This is a genomic window from Streptomyces sp. CNZ287 (assembly GCF_007827615.1).
On record NZ_VISV01000001.1, the window covers coordinates 84,744 to 100,081 of the forward strand.

Annotated in this window: 16 protein-coding genes and 1 pseudogene; 7 read left to right on the forward strand and 10 right to left on the reverse strand. The window is 72.3% G+C overall.

The features are described from left to right. Position 1 precedes the first annotated feature (1 nt). Both FB457_RS00340 and FB457_RS00345 read left to right on the forward strand, forming a co-directional pair. Complete coding sequence (locus FB457_RS00340) at positions 2 to 1,219, forward strand: helix-turn-helix transcriptional regulator (RefSeq protein ID WP_145780402.1); 1,218 nt, start codon at positions 2 to 4, stop codon at positions 1,217 to 1,219. Positions 1,220 to 1,308: 89 nt separating this feature from the next. Further along, on the forward strand, positions 1,309 to 2,301 hold the full coding sequence (locus tag FB457_RS00345) for a fibronectin type III domain-containing protein (RefSeq protein ID WP_047017994.1): 993 nt from the start codon (positions 1,309 to 1,311) through the stop codon (positions 2,299 to 2,301). Between the two features lie 29 nt (positions 2,302 to 2,330). Here the strand turns inward: FB457_RS00345 and FB457_RS00350 are convergent. Both FB457_RS00350 and FB457_RS00355 read right to left on the reverse strand, forming a co-directional pair. After that, a pseudogene (locus FB457_RS00350) lies at positions 2,331 to 2,973 on the reverse strand (response regulator). Beyond that, positions 2,970 to 4,154 carry a histidine kinase gene (locus FB457_RS00355; protein ID WP_145780404.1) on the reverse strand — a complete coding sequence of 395 codons (1,185 nt, stop codon included), beginning with the start codon at positions 4,152 to 4,154 and terminating at the stop codon, positions 2,970 to 2,972. Before FB457_RS00355 ends, FB457_RS00350 begins: the two are co-directional and overlap by 4 nt. Positions 4,155 to 4,323: 169 nt before the next feature. On the opposite strand from FB457_RS00355, the gene FB457_RS00360 reads away from it, so the two are divergent. Continuing rightward, positions 4,324 to 5,247 carry an SDR family oxidoreductase gene (locus FB457_RS00360; RefSeq protein WP_145780406.1) on the forward strand — a complete coding sequence of 308 codons (924 nt, stop codon included), beginning with the start codon at positions 4,324 to 4,326 and terminating at the stop codon, positions 5,245 to 5,247. 259 nt (positions 5,248 to 5,506) lie between these two features. Here FB457_RS00360 and FB457_RS00365 read toward each other — a convergent pair whose 3' ends face one another. Further along, on the reverse strand, positions 5,507 to 6,061 hold the full coding sequence (locus FB457_RS00365) for a Clp protease N-terminal domain-containing protein (RefSeq protein WP_047017990.1): 555 nt from the start codon (positions 6,059 to 6,061) through the stop codon (positions 5,507 to 5,509). After that, positions 6,061 to 6,270: a hypothetical protein gene (locus FB457_RS00370; RefSeq protein ID WP_047017989.1), complete on the reverse strand. Its 210-nt coding sequence runs from the start codon at positions 6,268 to 6,270 to the stop codon at positions 6,061 to 6,063. Before FB457_RS00370 ends, FB457_RS00365 begins: the two co-directional genes overlap by 1 nt. A gap of 124 nt (positions 6,271 to 6,394) precedes the next feature. On the opposite strand from FB457_RS00370, the gene FB457_RS00375 reads away from it, so the two are divergent. Both FB457_RS00375 and FB457_RS00380 read left to right on the forward strand, forming a co-directional pair. Beyond that, positions 6,395 to 6,679: a type II toxin-antitoxin system Phd/YefM family antitoxin gene (locus FB457_RS00375; RefSeq protein ID WP_047017988.1), complete on the forward strand. Its 285-nt coding sequence runs from the start codon at positions 6,395 to 6,397 to the stop codon at positions 6,677 to 6,679. Next, the gene (locus FB457_RS00380) at positions 6,676 to 7,068 is read left to right on the forward strand and encodes a type II toxin-antitoxin system VapC family toxin (protein ID WP_052770453.1); all 393 of its coding nucleotides are present in this window, start codon (positions 6,676 to 6,678) and stop codon (positions 7,066 to 7,068) included. The genes FB457_RS00375 and FB457_RS00380 overlap by 4 nt, the downstream gene beginning before the upstream one ends. Positions 7,069 to 7,096: 28 nt before the next feature. Here the strand turns inward: FB457_RS00380 and FB457_RS00385 are convergent, their stop codons facing one another. The 4 genes from FB457_RS00385 to FB457_RS00400 all read right to left on the reverse strand — a co-directional run bounded on the left by FB457_RS00385 (position 7,097) and on the right by FB457_RS00400 (position 10,850). Continuing rightward, on the reverse strand, positions 7,097 to 8,059 hold the full coding sequence (locus FB457_RS00385; protein WP_047020364.1) for a zinc-binding dehydrogenase: 963 nt from the start codon (positions 8,057 to 8,059) through the stop codon (positions 7,097 to 7,099). 92 nt (positions 8,060 to 8,151) lie between these two features. Then, positions 8,152 to 8,904 (reverse strand): amino acid ABC transporter ATP-binding protein, encoded by a 753-nt coding sequence (locus FB457_RS00390; protein WP_107086156.1) that lies wholly within the window; start codon positions 8,902 to 8,904, stop codon positions 8,152 to 8,154. 17 nt (positions 8,905 to 8,921) lie between these two features. Further along, complete coding sequence (locus tag FB457_RS00395) at positions 8,922 to 9,890, reverse strand: amino acid ABC transporter permease (protein WP_047017987.1); 969 nt, start codon at positions 9,888 to 9,890, stop codon at positions 8,922 to 8,924. Between the two features lie 36 nt (positions 9,891 to 9,926). After that, positions 9,927 to 10,850 carry an ABC transporter substrate-binding protein gene (locus FB457_RS00400; protein WP_047017986.1) on the reverse strand — a complete coding sequence of 308 codons (924 nt, stop codon included), beginning with the start codon at positions 10,848 to 10,850 and terminating at the stop codon, positions 9,927 to 9,929. A 494-nt stretch (positions 10,851 to 11,344) separates the two neighbouring features. Between FB457_RS00400 and FB457_RS00405 the strand changes: the two genes are divergently transcribed. Beyond that, on the forward strand, positions 11,345 to 12,559 hold the full coding sequence (locus FB457_RS00405) for an NAD(P)-dependent malic enzyme (RefSeq protein ID WP_047017985.1): 1,215 nt from the start codon (positions 11,345 to 11,347) through the stop codon (positions 12,557 to 12,559). A gap of 179 nt (positions 12,560 to 12,738) precedes the next feature. Here the strand turns inward: FB457_RS00405 and FB457_RS00410 are convergent, their stop codons facing one another. After that, positions 12,739 to 13,767: an aldo/keto reductase gene (locus tag FB457_RS00410; protein ID WP_047017984.1), complete on the reverse strand. Its 1,029-nt coding sequence runs from the start codon at positions 13,765 to 13,767 to the stop codon at positions 12,739 to 12,741. A 110-nt stretch (positions 13,768 to 13,877) separates the two neighbouring features. Between FB457_RS00410 and FB457_RS00415 the strand changes: the two genes are divergently transcribed. Continuing rightward, positions 13,878 to 14,459, forward strand: a complete 582-nt coding sequence (locus FB457_RS00415; protein WP_047017983.1) for a TetR/AcrR family transcriptional regulator — start codon at positions 13,878 to 13,880, stop codon at positions 14,457 to 14,459. Between the two features lie 22 nt (positions 14,460 to 14,481). On the opposite strand, the gene FB457_RS00420 is transcribed toward FB457_RS00415, so the two are convergent. After that, positions 14,482 to 15,279, reverse strand: coding sequence for a class I SAM-dependent methyltransferase (locus tag FB457_RS00420; protein WP_047017982.1), 798 nt, complete (start codon positions 15,277 to 15,279; stop codon positions 14,482 to 14,484). Between the last annotated feature and the right edge of the window lie 59 nt (positions 15,280 to 15,338).

A 15,338-nucleotide genomic window follows, 5' to 3' on the forward strand; every position in this document is an offset into this window, starting at 1 on the left:
CATGCCCCCCGTCTTCGCCCACGGCCGGCTCCGGCTCTACCTGCTCAAGCTGCTCGACGAGGCCCCCCGCCACGGCTACGAGGTGATCCGCCTCCTCGAGGAGCGCTTCCAGGGCCTGTACGCCCCCTCCGCCGGCACCGTCTACCCCCGGCTCGCCAAGCTGGAGACCGAGGGCCTGGTCACGCACACCTCCGAGGGCGGCCGGAAGGTCTACGCCATCACCGAGGCCGGCCGCGCCGAACTCGCCGCCCGCCAGGCGGAGCTGGCGGACCTGGAGCTGGAGATCCGCGAGTCCGTCGCCGAACTCGCCGCCGAGATCCAGGCCGACGTCAGCGGCACCGCCAGCGACCTGCGCCGCGAGATGCGCCAGGCGGCGAAGGAGGCCCGTACGTCGGGCGGCGCGAACGCCGGGGAGAAGGAGTCCTGGCGGCAGGCGAAGGAGGACTTCAAGCGGGCGAAGCAGGAGTTCAAGGAGCAGGCGAGGCGCGCGAAGGACGAGACGCGGCGGGCCCGGCAGGACGCGGAACAGGCGCGCAAGCACGCGCGTGAGACGCAGGAGCGGGTGCGCAGCGAGGCGGAGCGGATCGCGCGGCAGGTGCAGGAGCAGGTGCAGACGAGGGTCCGTACGGGCGACTGGCAGGGCGGCCTGATGGACGGCCTGGCGGAGCTGACGCGGGAGTTGGGCAACCTGGGCGGCTTCGGCGGGCGCGGCGCGGGCACGAGAACGGGGACGGACGGCGGTACGGGGACGGAAGCCGGTACGGACGCGGGTAGTGAGGCGGGTACGGGGCCCCGCGCGGGCGGCGGCTCCGGCACCGGACCGGAGCCCGCCTCGCCGTCGGACAGGATCGCGGACGCGACCGCTCCGCCCCCGCCCCCCGGCGGGATGCACACCGCCGCGGGAACCGCCGGGATGGGCGGCGTCAGGACACCCTGGCCGTCGTACATCAAGCCGGACCCCGCCGACACCCCGGAGTGGGCCGACGAGGACGCCCCGCAGGACGCCACCCCCGCCGAGCTGGCCCGCGAACTGGAGCGCCTGCTCGACCGGTTCCGCGACGACGTCCGCGACGCCGCCCGCGACAACGGCGTCTCGCCGGACCAGCTCCGCGAGGCCCGCCGCCACCTCTCGACGGCGGCGGCACACCTCGCGGCGCTGCTGCGCATCGGCGGCGGGAGCGGTGGCAGGGGCAGCGACGGAGGCGGCGCGAAGGACTGAACTGCGGGGCGCTGCCGACGTCTTGAAATGTACGCGGTGAGTGTGCGAAAAAGGTCTGGACCTTTGCTCGCACGATGAGAGGCGTCCCTGTGAGGCCCACCCCCACGCTCGCCGCGCTGAGCACCACCGCCGCCTGCCTCCTGGCCCTGACCGCGGCCTCCTGCGGCTCGGACGGCGAAGCCGCCGCCGAACCGCCGGAGACCCCCACCGTGCCGACCGGCGTGACCGTCTACACGAGCACGTCCACGTCGGTGCACGTCATGTGGAACAAGGCGGCGGAGGCGGAGAACGTCCGGCGGTACGAGGTGTATCGCAACGGCAAGAAGATCCAGAACGTGCCGGCCGAGAAGCACATGACCGACATCACCGGCCTCAAGCCGTCGTCCTCATACACCTTCGCCGTACGGGCACGGGACGCCGACGGCAAGCTCTCAGGCCCCGGTCAGGCGCCCGCGGTCACGACTCCGTCGGCCGACGCCGACGACAGCAAGCCGCCCACACGGCCGGCGAGCCTCAAGGCACGTGCGGACGGCCCGCGTTCGGCGACGCTGACCTGGACGAGGGCGGAGGACGACAAGGAGGTCACGTCCTACGACATCTACCAGGAGGGCACCAAGATCCACAGCGTCGGCGGCACGGAAAGCACCGCCGCGGTCACCACCCTCCGCCCGGACACCGACTACACCTTCACGGTCAAGGCCCGCGACGCCGCCGGCAACTCCGGCCCGGCCAGCCCGTCCGCGAGCGTCACGACGGAGCCGGAACCGGGCGGCAAGGCAGGCGCGGAGATCCCGACGGACCTCCAGGCGACGGCCCGCAAGGACGCGGGCACGTGGAACCTCGACCTGGTGTGGAACGCCCCGAAGGCGGGCGGGGACATCACGGAGTACGAGGTGTACGTGGACGGGACGTTCGCCTCGAAGCTGGTCCTGGGCGAGTCGGCGCCGAAGGACACGGGGCGGATCAGCCTGCCGCTGGAGAAGTCGGGGAAGGCGACGTACGCGGTGAAGGTGCGGGCGAAGCTCCCGGACGGGAAGTGGGGCCCGTTCACGAAGGACGTGACGGTGCAGGCGGGCGGATAGCGCCCACCCGCCCGTAACCCGCCGCCCCCTCACCCCGCCAGGTCCCTCGCCGCCAGTGCCGCCTGGACCCTGTTCGTCACCCCCAGCTCCGCCAGGATCCTGCTCACGTGTGCCTTCACCGTCGACTCCCGGAGGCCCAGCATCGCCCCGATCTCCGCGTTCGTCATCCCGTCCGCCACCGCCGACAGCACCTGCCGCTCCCGCGGTGTCAGCCTCGCCGCCGCCTCCCGCGCCGCCAGGCTGCGGGTGGCCTCCGGGTGGTGGAAGCGGCTGATGACCGTGCGGGTGACCGTCGGGGAGAGCATCGCGGCGCCCGCCGCGACCACGTGGATCGCCTGGAGGATGGCGTCCGGCGGGGTGTCCTTGAGGAGGAAGCCCGCCGCGCCCGCCGCCAGCGCGCCGTAGACGTACTCGTCCAGGTCGAACGTCGTGAGCACGATGACCGCCGGCGGGTCCGGCAGCCGGCACAGCGCGGCGGTGGCGGCTATGCCGTCCATGCCCGGCATGCGGATGTCCCAGGGCCACGTCGGCCCGCCGGCCGCGCGCCGCCGCCACCGCCGCGCCCCCCTCCGCCGCCTCCCCGGCGAGTTCCAGCCCCTCGTCCGTGGCGATGAGGTCCCGCAACCCCGCGCGCACGAAGGCGTCGTCGTCGACGACCAGGACGCGGATCACCGCGCCGCCGCCGCGCTCAGCGCGGACGGTTCCTCCACCGGGTGTACGGGCACGGGCAGGTCCGCGGTGAGCACGAACCTGCCGTCCCCCGTATGCCCCGTGGTGAGTTCGCCGTGCAGGGCGGCCACCCGCTCGGCTGTGCCCACCAGGCCGTAGCCGCGCGACGGGCCGTCCCGCCGCTCCGGCGCCGCCCCGCACTCGTTCTCCGCGCGTATCGCCACCCGCGTCCTCGTCACCGTCACCGTGAGGTCGACCGGCGCGCCGGGAGCGTGCTTGCGGGCGTTCGTGAGGGCCTCCTGCACGATGCGGTGGGCGGCGAGGCGGACGGCGGCGGGCAGGCCCGCGAGGTCGTCGGTGCGGGCGCGGACCCGGGTGCCGGCGCGCTCGGACTCGGCGATGAGGGCGGGCAGGTCGTCGGCGGTGGGCGCGAGCGGGACCGGGCCCTCGTGGTCGCGGAGCGCGCCCAGCAGGTCCCGCAGGTCGTCGAGGGCGTGGGCGCTCGTCGTACGGAGGAGGTCGAGGCTTTCGCGTACGGGCTCGGGGACCGTGTCGCCGCGGCGCTGGAGGACGCCGGTGTGCAGGACGAGCAGACTGAGCCGGTGGGCGAGCACGTCGTGCATCTCGCGGGCGATCCGCGCCCGTTCTGCCATCCGCACCTGCTCGTCGCGCAGCCGGTTCGCCGCCTCCAGGTGCTCCAACTGCCGCGCGAGCGAGCCGGCCAGGTCGCGCTGGCTGCGCACGGCCAGGCCGACGGCCAGCGGCACGGCGAGGATCGCGCAGGGGAAGAGCACGACCTGCGGCATCCCGACCAGCTCACGGAACGGGCCGAACGCGGCCGGTACGAAGACGGCGCCGGTGAGCGCTATCGCCGTGCCCCGCGGCCGCCACAGCGTCACCCCGTAGAGCGCGAGGAACACCGGCCAGACCTGGCTCTCCAGCAGAAACCCCGCGCCGGTCACCGCCGCCACCGGCACCGGCATCCGGCGGCAGAGCGGCAGCACCGCGCAGAGCACGCCGGCCACGACGGCGCTCGCCGCCGGCGACGTGAGGAGGCCCGCCTGCTCGGTGAGCGCCGCGCGCAGCGACTTGAACACGACGAAGACGAACCCGGCCGCCAGCAGCAGCCGGAGCTGCGGGGGCGTCAGCAGTGCGCGGCGCACGAACCGTTCGGCGGTGGACATACCGGCATCGTAAACAGCCCGGCTGACACGCACATTCGACGAAAGTCGGGGGTCGGCCCCGGCCCGCCACCGCCGTTGGTCGGTGCGCACCGTCGCCGGGCGGCGGATGCGGAGCGCGGCGTACGGGCCGGAAGGTGGAGCCGTACCGCAGGTCGAGGAGGGACAGCACATGCAGGACGGCAGCAGCGGGTCGCTGGGACGGCGGCACGTACTGGGCGGGGCGGCAGCGGCGATGGCCGCCGCGGGGGTGGGCCTCGGGGCCGGCGCCCGGACGGCGTCGGCGCAGGAACGGGGGCAGCAGGTGAAGGGCGGGAGGTACGCCGGGAAGACGGTCCTCGTCACCGGCGCCACCTCGGGCATCGGGCGGGCCGCGGCGATCGCTTTCGCCGCGGAGGGCGCACGGGTCGGCTTCTGCGGGCGGCGCCGGGACCTGGGGCAGGACGTGGAGCGGCAGATCCGCCGGGCGGGCGGGGAGGCGACGTACCTCAGGGCGGACGTGCGCAGGCCGGAGGAGGTGCGGGGGGTCGTCGACACGGTGGCGCAGAAGTACGGCGGCCTCGACATCGCCCTCAACAACGCGGGGATCCAGAAGCCGTTCACCGACCTGCACGAGGTCTCGGTGGCGGACTGGGACGACGTCACGCTCACCAACACCCGCGGCATCTTCCTGGCGATGAAGTACGAGATCCCCCACCTGCGGGCGCGCGGCGGGGGCGTCATCCTCGTCACCGGATCGTCCAACCAGTACGCGACGCGCCCGGGCCTCGGCTCGTACACGGCGAGCAAGAACGGCGTCACGGGCCTGGTGCAGGCGGCGGCGGTCGAGAACGGCACGCACGGCATCCGCGTGGTGGCGCTGGCGCCGGGGATGACGGACACGCCGATGCTGGACGTACACCGGCCGCCGGGCGACACGGACGAGCAGTGGGCGGCGCGGAAGGCGGAGTTCGGCCGGCAGGGGATCGACGCCTTCAAGCGGATGGCGACGCCGGAGGAGATGGCGTCGGCGGCGCTGGCGCTGGCGTCGGACGACATGGGGTTCCAGACGGGTACGACGGTGGTGGTCGACGGCGGGCAGCTGGCGGGCATGTGACCGCCCGGCGGAGCGGGTGACCGCGGGTGACCGCGTACGGAACGGGAAGCGCGGGCCCGGCGCACACGGCCGGACCCGCGCCACCCGCGCACGCTGCTCAGCCGAACGCACCCCTCAGCGCCACGACATACGCATCCAGCCGCCCTCCATCACGACGCCGCGGGTCCCCAGGAGGTCTGCGCCCGGTCGATGACCCAGGTGATCCGGACGGGATGGCGGCCCGCACCACCTCACCGCCCGCGCGGTGCTGCCGGGGTGCCTACCCCGCGCGCTGTACGGCCGGCAGGGCGGCCTCGATGGCGGCGTAGGTGGCGCCGTGGTCGGCCAGGACCTCGGCGGGGATGCCGGGGGTGGCGGCGAGGGCGAGCAGGATGTGTTCGTCGCCGATGGCCTTGTCGCCGCGGACCAGGGCGATCCTGAGGGACCGTTCGAGCACGGCCTTGGCGTCGGCGTCGAACCTGGTACGTCCCCGCCGCCACGCGCGCCGGCGGGCGAGGGCGCCGGGGCCGTGGGCGGACTCGACGCGGTCGACGACGGCGGCGACGTCGATGCCGATGCCGGCCAGCGCCTCGGCGTCGGACTTGGTGAGCCCGCCCCGCCGCCGCGCCTCGTCCAGCCCCCGGAGGACCCCGGCCCGCCGCGCCTCGCTGTCGACCCCGGCGGCGGCCAGCGCGACTGCCCCGGCGGTCCCGGACCCGGCGAGGAGCTGCCGGAGCAGGTGCTCGGGGGCGACGTGGGAGTCGCCGTCCCGCTCCGCGCGCTCGGCCGCACCGCGGACGAGGTCCCTGGCGGCCTGGGTGAACCGTTCGAACATCAGCGCCTCCCGTGCTTCTTGTGTACCGCCTGCCTGCTGACCCCGAGCTCGGCCGCGACCTCCTGCCACGACCAGCCCTGATTCCGCGCGCTCCGCACCTGCACGGCCTCCAACTGCTCCAACAGCCGCCGCAACGCCGCCACGGCCCGCAACCCCTCCCGGGGATCGGTGCCTCCGGCCCGTCCGGCAAGCTCAGTCGCCTCACTCATGACGTCAACCTACGTTGACAGTGGACCGATGTCAACCAAAGTTGACGCCATCTGACGGAGAGGGTGGATGTAGGTACACTGGGGTTTTTGTAGGTACACTCCTGCGATCAGGAGGGAGCGATCGATGAGCGCGATTTCCGTACGCGAGTTCTCGTACAACCCCAGCGCGGTCTTCGCTCGCGTCGAGCAGGGCGAAGCCGTCCAGGTCACCCGGCACGGGAACGTGATCGCCATACTGCTGCCCGCCTCGGGCGCCGCGGAGCGCTATGCCGACCTGGTATCGCGCGGCCAGATCCGCCTCAAGGCCGCGACGAGCGCCGATCTCTCCCGGCTTCCGCACTACGAGGTCGCCGAGGACGCAGACCCGCTGGCTGTGCTGCTCGCCGAGCGCGAGGACGACCCCCGGTGATCTATCTCGACGCTTCCGCCGTCCTCACCCTCGTCGCCGGCCGCCGCCACGCGGCCGAACTCCGGGGGTACCTCGAAGCGAAGCCCGCGGCCCCCTTGGCGACCAGCACCATCGGCTTCGTCGAGACCGTGCGCACCCTGGACCGGATGGGCAGTTTCCCCACCGCCATGCAGGACCTCATGCGGGACCTGACCGAAGTCCTGGTCACCGAAGAGGTCCGCGACCTCGCCGGTCTCCTTCCGGGCCGCGTACGCACCCTGGACGCGGTGCACGTCGCCAGCGCCCAGACGATCGGCCCGGCACTCGACTCACTGATCAGCTACGACAAACGGATGCTGGAGGTCGCGCGGGAAGCCGGCCTCCCGACCGCCGCTCCGGGCATGGACTGACACCCCCGGGGCCCCGCGCGGAGCGCGGTCAGCGGGTGAGGACCACCTTGCCGAACAGGTCGCCCGTCGCCATCTTCTCGAAGCCCTCCCGGGCGCGGTCCAGTGGCAGCACCGTGTCGATCACCGGGCGGACGCCCTTCGACGCGCAGAAGTTGAGCAGGCCCGCCAGTTCCTCCTTGCTGCCCATCGTCGAGCCGACCACCTTCAGTTCCAGGAAGAAGATCCGCTGCAGCTCCCCTGCCGCCGGGTTCGGGCCGCTCGTCGCGCCGGAGATGACCAGGGTGCCGCCCGGGCGGAGGGACTTCACCGAGTGCGACCACGTCGCCGCGCCCACCGTCTCCAGGACCGCGTCCACCCGGTGCGGCAGGCGGGTGCCCGGGGCGACCGCGGCTTCCGCGCCGAGGTCTTCCGCCCGCTTGCGCTTCGCCTCGTCGCGGCTCGTCGCGTACATCCGCAGTCCCGCAGCCGCGCCCAGCACGATCGCCGCCGTGGCGACGCCGCCGCCCGCGCCCTGGACCAGGACCGAGTCGCCGGGGCGTACGCCCGCGTTGGTGAAGAGCATGCGGTACGCCGTGAGCCAGGCCGTCGGCAGGCACGCGGCCTCCTCGAAGCTCAGCTCCTTCGGCTTCGGCAGGACGTTCCACGCCGGAACGGCGACCTGCTCCGCGAACGTGCCCTGGTACCGCTCCGTCAGCAGCGACCGCGGCTCGTTCGGCCCCACACCGTGGCCGGTCTGGCCGATGACGGAGTGGAGGACGACCTCGTTGCCGTCGGCGTCGACGCCCGCCGCGTCGCAGCCGAGGATCATCGGCAGGGCGTCCTCGCCGAGGCCGACGCCGCGCAGGGACCACAGGTCGTGGTGGTTGAGGGAGGCGGCTCTGACGTCGACGACGGCCCATCCGGGCGGGGCCTGCGGGGCGGGCCGCTCCCCCAACTCCAGGCCGTTCAGGGGCTCGTCACGGTCGATGCGGGCTGCGTAGGCGGCGAACATGACCATGAAGTTACGCCCCGGGGCGGGGGCCGTACCAGCCCCCGCCCCGCGGAGCGAAATTTCTCACCCGGGTCCCGGGACCCGGAAGCGGCTCACAGCACCTTCGACAGGAACGTCTTCGTCCGCTGGTGCTGCGGGTTCGTCAGGACGTCCCGCGGGTGGCCGGACTCCACCACCGCGCCGTCGTCCATGAACACCAGCGCGTCCCCGACCTCACGTGCGAACCCCATCTCGTGCGTGACGACGATCATCGTCATGCCCGACTCCGCGAGGTCGCGCATCACGTCCAGCACCTCGCCGACCAGCTCCGGGTCGAGCGCCGAGGTGGGCTCGTCGAAGAGCATCAGCTTCGGCTCCATCGCCAGCGCCCGCGCGATGGCGACGCGCTGCTGCTGGCCGCCGGAGAGCTGCGTCGGGTAGCCGCCCGCCTTGTCCGCGAGGCCCACGCGGTCCAGCAGCCGCAGTGCGCGCTCCCGCGCCGTCGCCTTGGACTCCCGCTTGACCTGGACCGGCGCCTCCATGACGTTCTCCAGCGCGGTCATGTGCGGGAAGAGGTTGAAGCGCTGGAACACCATGCCGATGTCCTTGCGCTGCGCGGCGACCTCCCTCTCCTTCAGCTCGTAGAGCTTGTTGCCCTGCTGCCGGTAGCCGACGAGGTGGCCGTCGACGTACAGCCGGCCGGCGTTGATCTTCTCCAGGTGGTTGATGCACCGCAGGAAGGTCGACTTGCCGGAGCCGGAGGGGCCGACGAGGCAGAAGACCTCGCGCGGCGCGACCTCCAGGTCGATGCCCTTGAGGACATGGGTGAGCCCGAAGGACTTGTGGACGCCCTCGGCCCTGACCATTGCCGTCATGGCGGCGCTCACCTCGTTCCCTTCAGCCGCGGCCCGGAGAAGATGCTCCGCCGGATCTTCTGCCACGGGGTCAGCGGCAACTGGCGCACGGAGCCCTTGGCGTAATGCCGCTCGATGTAGTACTGGATCACGCTGAACACGCTGGTCATCGCCAGATACCAGATGGCGACGACGATGTACATCTCCATCGGGTTCAGGTTGGTCGCGGAGATCTCGTTCGCCACGAACGTCAGCTCGGTGTACTGGATCACCATCGCCAGCGACGAGGTCTTCAGCATGTTGATGAACTCGTTGCCCGTCGGCGGCACGATGACCCGCATCGCCTGGGGCAGCACGATGCGCCGCATCGTCTTCCCCCGGCTCATGCCGAGCGCGTGCGACGCCTCCGTCTGGCCCTCGTCGACCGACTGGATGCCGGCCCGGACGATCTCGGCCATGTACGCGGCCTCGTTGAGGCCGAGGCCGAGGAGCGCCGCCACGAACGGGGTCATGACGTCGGTCATCTCGTTCTTGTAGAGCGGACCCAGGTTGAGGGTCTGGAAGACGAGGCCGAGGTTGTACCAGAGCAGCAGTTGCAGCAGCACCGGGGTGCCGCGGAAGAACCAGATGTAGAGGTTGGCGAACGCCGAGGTCACCGGGTTGTCCGAGAGCCGCATGATCGCGAGCACGATGCCGAGGACCACGCCGAGGAGCATGGCGAGCACGGTGATCAGCAGCGTGTTCCCGGCGGCTTCGACCACCCGGTCGGAGAACAGGTACTCGGGGACATCGCCCCACTCGATCTTGGCGTTGGCGAAGGCGTAGACGAGCAGCCCGAGGAGCGCGAGGACGACCGCGGCGCTCACCCAGCGCCAGGGGTGGCGCACGGGTATCGCCTTGATCGCCTCGGGCGGCACCGCGGTCGCGGTGCCGGTCTTCGCGAGGTCGGGCCCGGCCGGCCGCTTGTCGGCCGGGCCCGGTGAGGTCGGGTCGGTCACGGGAGGACTTCTCTCTGGAACGGCTGCGGGCGCTGGTTACTCGTTGCCACCGTTGACGGTGGCCTTGTCGACGCCGCCCTGCTGGACCTCCCACTTCTCCAGTACCTTCTGGTACTCACCGTTCTCGATGATCGCGTCCAGCGCCGCGGCGAGCGCGTCGCGCAGCTCGGCGTTGTCCTTGGAGACCGCGATGCCGTACGGGGCGGCGTCGATCTGCTCGCCGACGACCTCGAAGTCCTCACCGCCGCCGGACTCGCGGGCGTTGTACGCGGCGACCGGGAAGTCGTTCAGGTCGGCGACGGCCCGGCCCTGCTTCACCTGCTGCAGCGCCTCGGTGTCCTTGGTGAAGGGCAGCGTCTTGATCGGCTTGTCGCACTTCTCGTTCTGCGCCTTGGCGATGTCCGCGCTGACCGTGCCCCGCTGGAAGGCGACGGTCTTGCCGCACAGGTCGTCGAGCGTGGAGATGCCCTCGGGGTTGCCCTTCTGGACCAGGATGGAGACACCGGCGGAGAAGTAGTCGACGAAGTCGACCTCGGCCTGGCGCTCCTTGTTGTCCGTCATCGACGACATGATGATGTCGAAGCGGCCGGAGTCGAGCGACGGGATCAGGTTGTCGAAGACGTTGTTCTGGAACTGGAACTCGACTCCCAGCTCCTCGCCGAGCGCGTTGGCGATGTCGATGTCGACGCCGGCGGGCTTGCCGCCCTGGTCGAACTCCATCGGGGCGTACGCGATGTCGGAACCGACCTTGATCACGCCGGCGTCCTTGATCGCCTTGGGCAGCGCGCCGGGCGCCGCGTTCGACGAGGTCTTGGACTCGCCGCCGTCGCCGCCGTCGCCCCCGTCGTCGGTCTGGTCGCCGCAGGACGAGAGCACGAGGGCCCCCGCGGCGGCGAGTGCCCCGACGGCCACCAGTCGAGACTTGGCTGCTCCGGTGCGCCGGGTGGTGCGAGGGCTCATTGCGGGATCCTCCTGCGGGGGGTGAACGGGGGTCAGAAGTTCACGGCCCCGGACGCGGCGGTTTGGTGCGCCTGGGGCGTATGTCGACGACTGCCGACGACGGCATCTTTGCATCCGGAAGACACGGCTCAGGAATGCTGCCGGGTCAAAATCCGATAACAGGTTCGGTAATGAGACGCAGCTCACGTTGCGGCATTCCGCCTAAAGGCCCGCGAATCGCACCATTTCGCAGTATGCAAGCGTCCGCATGGCTATGCGATTCGGCTCCGCTCAGTCTCGAGAAGTTGCTCGCACGGGGCGCTCGGCTTCCTGTACAACGGACACTTACACCCCAAATCCGGGGCCCAGGGCGCGAGTGCGGCGCGCCCGGTGTCCGGGCCTCACCGTGGCCATGGCGCTCACTCCGCGGCCAGGCGGCCGGACACGTGCCCGCCCACCCCTCGACCGAGAGGGGTGGTTCCTCTTTCTATGACTGTGACTAAGGGGTCAACAACGTGGCAGCGGAGATCGTCAACCCTCCGAGCGGGACGGATACGTCCGACAGCCCAGACGACGACTACTTCGACCCGGCCTTCGCGCTCCACCGGGGCGGCAAGATGGCCGTCCAGGCGACCGTGCCGGTCAACGACAGGGACGACCTGTCGCTCGCCTACACACCGGGCGTCGCCAAGGTGTGCACCGCCATCGCGGAACAGCCCGAGCTCGTCCACGACTACACCTGGAAGTCCCAGGTGGTCGCCGTCGTCACGGACGGCAGCGCGGTCCTCGGCCTCGGCGACATCGGGCCGGAGGCGTCTCTTCCGGTGATGGAGGGCAAGGCCATCCTCTTCAAGCAGTTCGGCGGCGTGGACGCGGTCCCCGTCGCGCTGGACTGCCGCGAGGTCGACGAGATCGTCGAGACCGTGGTGCGGCTGGCGCCCTCCTTCGGCGGGGTGAACCTGGAGGACATCTCCGCCCCCCGCTGCTTCGAGATCGAGCGCAAGCTCCAGGAGCGCCTGGACATCCCGATCTTCCACGACGACCAGCACGGCACCGCGGTCGTCACGCTCGCCGCCCTGCGCAACGCGACGAAGCTCAGCGGCCGGTCGCTCGGCGAGCTGCGCGCGGTGATCTCCGGGGCCGGCGCGGCCGGCGCGGCGATCGCGAAGATCCTCGTGGAGGCCGGCATCGGGGACGTGGTCGTCGCCGATCGCAAGGGCATCGTCTCCGCGGACCGCGAGGACCTGACCGACGCCAAGCGGGAGCTGGCGGAGCTGACCAACCGCGCGGGGCGTACCGGCTCGCTGGAGTCGGCGCTCGCGGGCGCGGACGTCTTCATCGGCGTCTCCGGCGGCACGGTGCCGGAGCGGGCGGTGGCGACGATGGCGGAGGGCGCGTTCATCTTCGCCATGGCCAACCCGAACCCGGAGATCCACCCGGACGTGGCGCACAAGTACGCGGCGGTCGTCGCCACCGGCCGCAGCGACTACCCGAACCAGATCAACAACGTGCTCGCGTTCCCCGGCATCTTCGCCGGGGCGCTCCAGGTCCGCGCCTCGCGGATCACCGAGGGCATGAAGCTGGCGGCGGCCGAGGCGCTGGCCGACGTGGTCGCGGCCGAGCTGAGCCCGGAGTGCGTGATCCCGTCGCCGTTCGACGAGCGGGTGGCGCCGGCCATCACGCGCGCGGTCGCCGCGGCGGCGCGCGCGGAGGGCGTGGCGAGGCGGTAGCAGGCGCGCGGCCCCGTACGGCGCACGCCCGGCGGCGCCGTACGGGCCGTGGAGAACCCGCGAGCGGGGCCGTCCGGCAGTGTGTGCCGGGCGGCCCCGCTCCGCGTCGTACGGAGGCGCAGTCGGGCCGTGCCGTACGGGCGGTGGGCCTACGGGCGGTGGCGTACGGCCCGTACGCCTCAGGCCGCCACGCGCTCCGCCGGCGCCCTGCGCCGCAGCCCGGCGTGGAGGATCGCCGGCGGGTCGTACGCCATGTCCAGCCGCCCGACCTCCGTCCCCGGCGGCACGATGGCGTCGATCTCGTCCAGCACGTCGTCGCCGAGGGCCGTCCCGGCGCCCGCGAGCAGGTCGTCCAACTGCTCCATGGTGCGCGGCCCGATGATCGCCGACGTGACGCCCGGGTGGGAGATCACGAAGGCCAGCGCCATGTGCGTCAGCGACAGGCCCGCCTTCTCCGCGAGCGGAAGGAGCCGTTCGACGGTGTCGAGCCTGCGCTCGTCGGCGAGGTGCCGGAAGCCGTAGCCGCCGCGGAAGGTGGTGGGCTTCTGGCCCTTGCGGTAGCGGCCGGTCAGCATGCCGCCGGCCAGCGGGCTCCAGACCAGCGTGCCCATCCCGTAGCGCTCGCAGACGGGCAGCACCTCACGCTCGATGCCGCGGTCGAGGACCGAGTAGTTCGGCTGCTCGGTGCGGAACCGCACCAGGCCGCGCCGCTCGGCGGTCCACTGCGCCTCGACCAGGTCGGAGGCGGGGAAGGCGGAGGTGCCGACGGCCCGCACCTTCCCGGCGCGCACCAGGTCGGTGAGCGCGGACAGGGTCTCCTCGATGTCGGTGTCGGGGGCGGGCCGGTGGATCTGGAACAGGTCGACGTGGTCGGTGCCGAGCCGGCGCAGCGAGTCCTCCAGGGCGCGGACGAGCCAGCGGCGGGAATTGCCCTGCCGGTTGGGGTCGTCGCCCATGGGCAGGTGCGCCTTGGTGGCGAGCACCACGTCGTCGCGGCGGCCCCTGAGGGCCTTGCCGACGATCTCCTCGGACTCGCCGTGGCCGTAGATGTCGGCTGTGTCGACGAAGTTGACGCCCGCGGCCAGCGCCTTGTGGATGATGCGGACGGACTCGTCGTGGTCGGGGTTGCCCTGGGCGCCGAACATCATCGCGCCCAGGCAGTAGGGGCTGACCTTGATCCCGGTCCGGCCCAGCGTGCGGTACTGCATGGCTCTCCTCCTGCGTGGACTGCGGGTCGTACGCACCGGTAAAGTGAATACGGAACACCGTTCAGTCCGAGAATACGGAACAACGTTCCGTTTTTGCAAGGGGTCCGCGCATGCCTGAGCGCAGCACCACGGGGGAGCCGGCCCCCGGCCGCCGCATGCGGCCGGACGTCCGGCGCAGCCTCGACGCGCTGCTGACCGCTGCCGCCGAGGTCTTCGAGACGGAGGGCGTGGACGCGCCCGTACGCCGCATCACGGCGAAGGCAGGGGTGGGGGCGGGGACGCTCTACCGGCACTTCCCGCAGCGCTCGGACCTCATCACGGCCGTCTTCCGCAACGAGGTCGACGCCTGCGCCGCGGCCGCCCCCGCCCTGGCCGCGCAGTACGAGCCGGTGGAGGCGCTGACGCGGTGGCTGCACCGCTTCACCCGGTTCATCGCCGCCAAGCAGGGGCTGAAGGCCGCCCTCCACTCCGGCGACTGCGCGTACGAGAGCCTGCCCGGGTACTTCCAGGAGCGCTTCGTCCCCGCCCTGACCGACCTGCTGGACGCCGCCGCCGCGGCCGGCGACATCCGCTCCGACGTGACCCCCGACGACCTGCTGCAGGCGCTCAGCAGCATCATCGACCCGGACGACCAGGAGTACACGCGGCGCATGATCGGGCTGCTCGTCGACGGGCTGCGCTACCGCGGCTGACGCCGCCCGCCGGCGCGGCCGGTCAGCGCAGCGCCAGCACCGCCGCGTCCCGCGCGGCCGCCCAGACCGTACGGGCCTCGGCGAAGCCGGCCGCGCGCAGCGTCTCGGCGTGCCAGGCGGGCGCCTGGACATCGCCGTCGGCGTGGCCCTCGTTCGGGTCGTTCGGGTCGCCGAATATCGCGAAGCGCTCGGCCGCGGGACCGCCGAGCACCGGGTCGGCGGCGACCACGCGCCACCAGTCCGCCCAGTCCAGCACACCTTCCGCCCGCTCGCGGTCCTGGCGGACCTTGCTCCAGTTGCGCACGGCCTCGTTGATGGCCGGCGTGGCGGGGTCGGGCATGTGGTCGGCGTTGACGAAGATCCCGCCCTCGCGGACGACGCCGGCGATCTGCCCGTAGAGCGTGGCGAGCTGGTCGGAGAAGAGCCAGTGCAGCGCGGTGGAGGTGAGCACCGCGTCGTACGAACCGTGCGGCAGCCGCGCCGCCCAGTCGGGCTTGGCGAGGTCGGCGGTGACGAACTCGGCGCGGGCGTCCTCCGCGAAGGTGCCGCGCGCGATGGTGAGCAGCGCGGGGTCGAGGTCGACGCCCGTGGTGCGGGCGCCGGGGAAGCGGCGCAGCACCCGGGCGCTGATGCTGCCCGTACCGCAGGCCAGGTCGAGCACCCGGGGCTCGGGTCCCACGAGGGCCTCGACGGCGTCGAGCATCACCCGGAAGCGGTCCTCGCGATCCGGCATGTACCACTCCTGCTGGCGGTCCCAGCTCGCCTGCCAGCCCTGCCAGTCGGCACCCACGGGCGTTGCGGCGGCGGTCGTTCCGGCCATTGCTGCCTCCCCTGCCTCTGCTGCGTAATACCCTCTATACGGGGTCGTCCATTACGGCC

Coding starts and splice junctions, on each gene's coding strand:
- FB457_RS00360 (WP_145780406.1), top strand. CDS start 4,324: ATGCAGGACGGCAGCAGCGGGTCGCTGGGACGGCGGCACGTACTGGGC.
- FB457_RS00370 (WP_047017989.1), bottom strand. CDS start 6,270: ATGAGTGAGGCGACTGAGCTTGCCGGACGGGCCGGAGGCACCGATCCC.
- FB457_RS00385 (WP_047020364.1), bottom strand. CDS start 8,059: ATGTTCGCCGCCTACGCAGCCCGCATCGACCGTGACGAGCCCCTGAAC.
- FB457_RS00340 (WP_145780402.1), top strand. CDS start 2: ATGCCCCCCGTCTTCGCCCACGGCCGGCTCCGGCTCTACCTGCTCAAG.
- FB457_RS00420 (WP_047017982.1), bottom strand. CDS start 15,279: ATGGCCGGAACGACCGCCGCCGCAACGCCCGTGGGTGCCGACTGGCAG.
- FB457_RS00410 (WP_047017984.1), bottom strand. CDS start 13,767: ATGCAGTACCGCACGCTGGGCCGGACCGGGATCAAGGTCAGCCCCTAC.
- FB457_RS00415 (WP_047017983.1), top strand. CDS start 13,878: ATGCCTGAGCGCAGCACCACGGGGGAGCCGGCCCCCGGCCGCCGCATG.
- FB457_RS00390 (WP_107086156.1), bottom strand. CDS start 8,904: ATGGTCAGGGCCGAGGGCGTCCACAAGTCCTTCGGGCTCACCCATGTC.
- FB457_RS00375 (WP_047017988.1), top strand. CDS start 6,395: ATGAGCGCGATTTCCGTACGCGAGTTCTCGTACAACCCCAGCGCGGTC.
- FB457_RS00400 (WP_047017986.1), bottom strand. CDS start 10,850: ATGAGCCCTCGCACCACCCGGCGCACCGGAGCAGCCAAGTCTCGACTG.
- FB457_RS00365 (WP_047017990.1), bottom strand. CDS start 6,061: ATGTTCGAACGGTTCACCCAGGCCGCCAGGGACCTCGTCCGCGGTGCG.
- FB457_RS00355 (WP_145780404.1), bottom strand. CDS start 4,154: ATGTCCACCGCCGAACGGTTCGTGCGCCGCGCACTGCTGACGCCCCCG.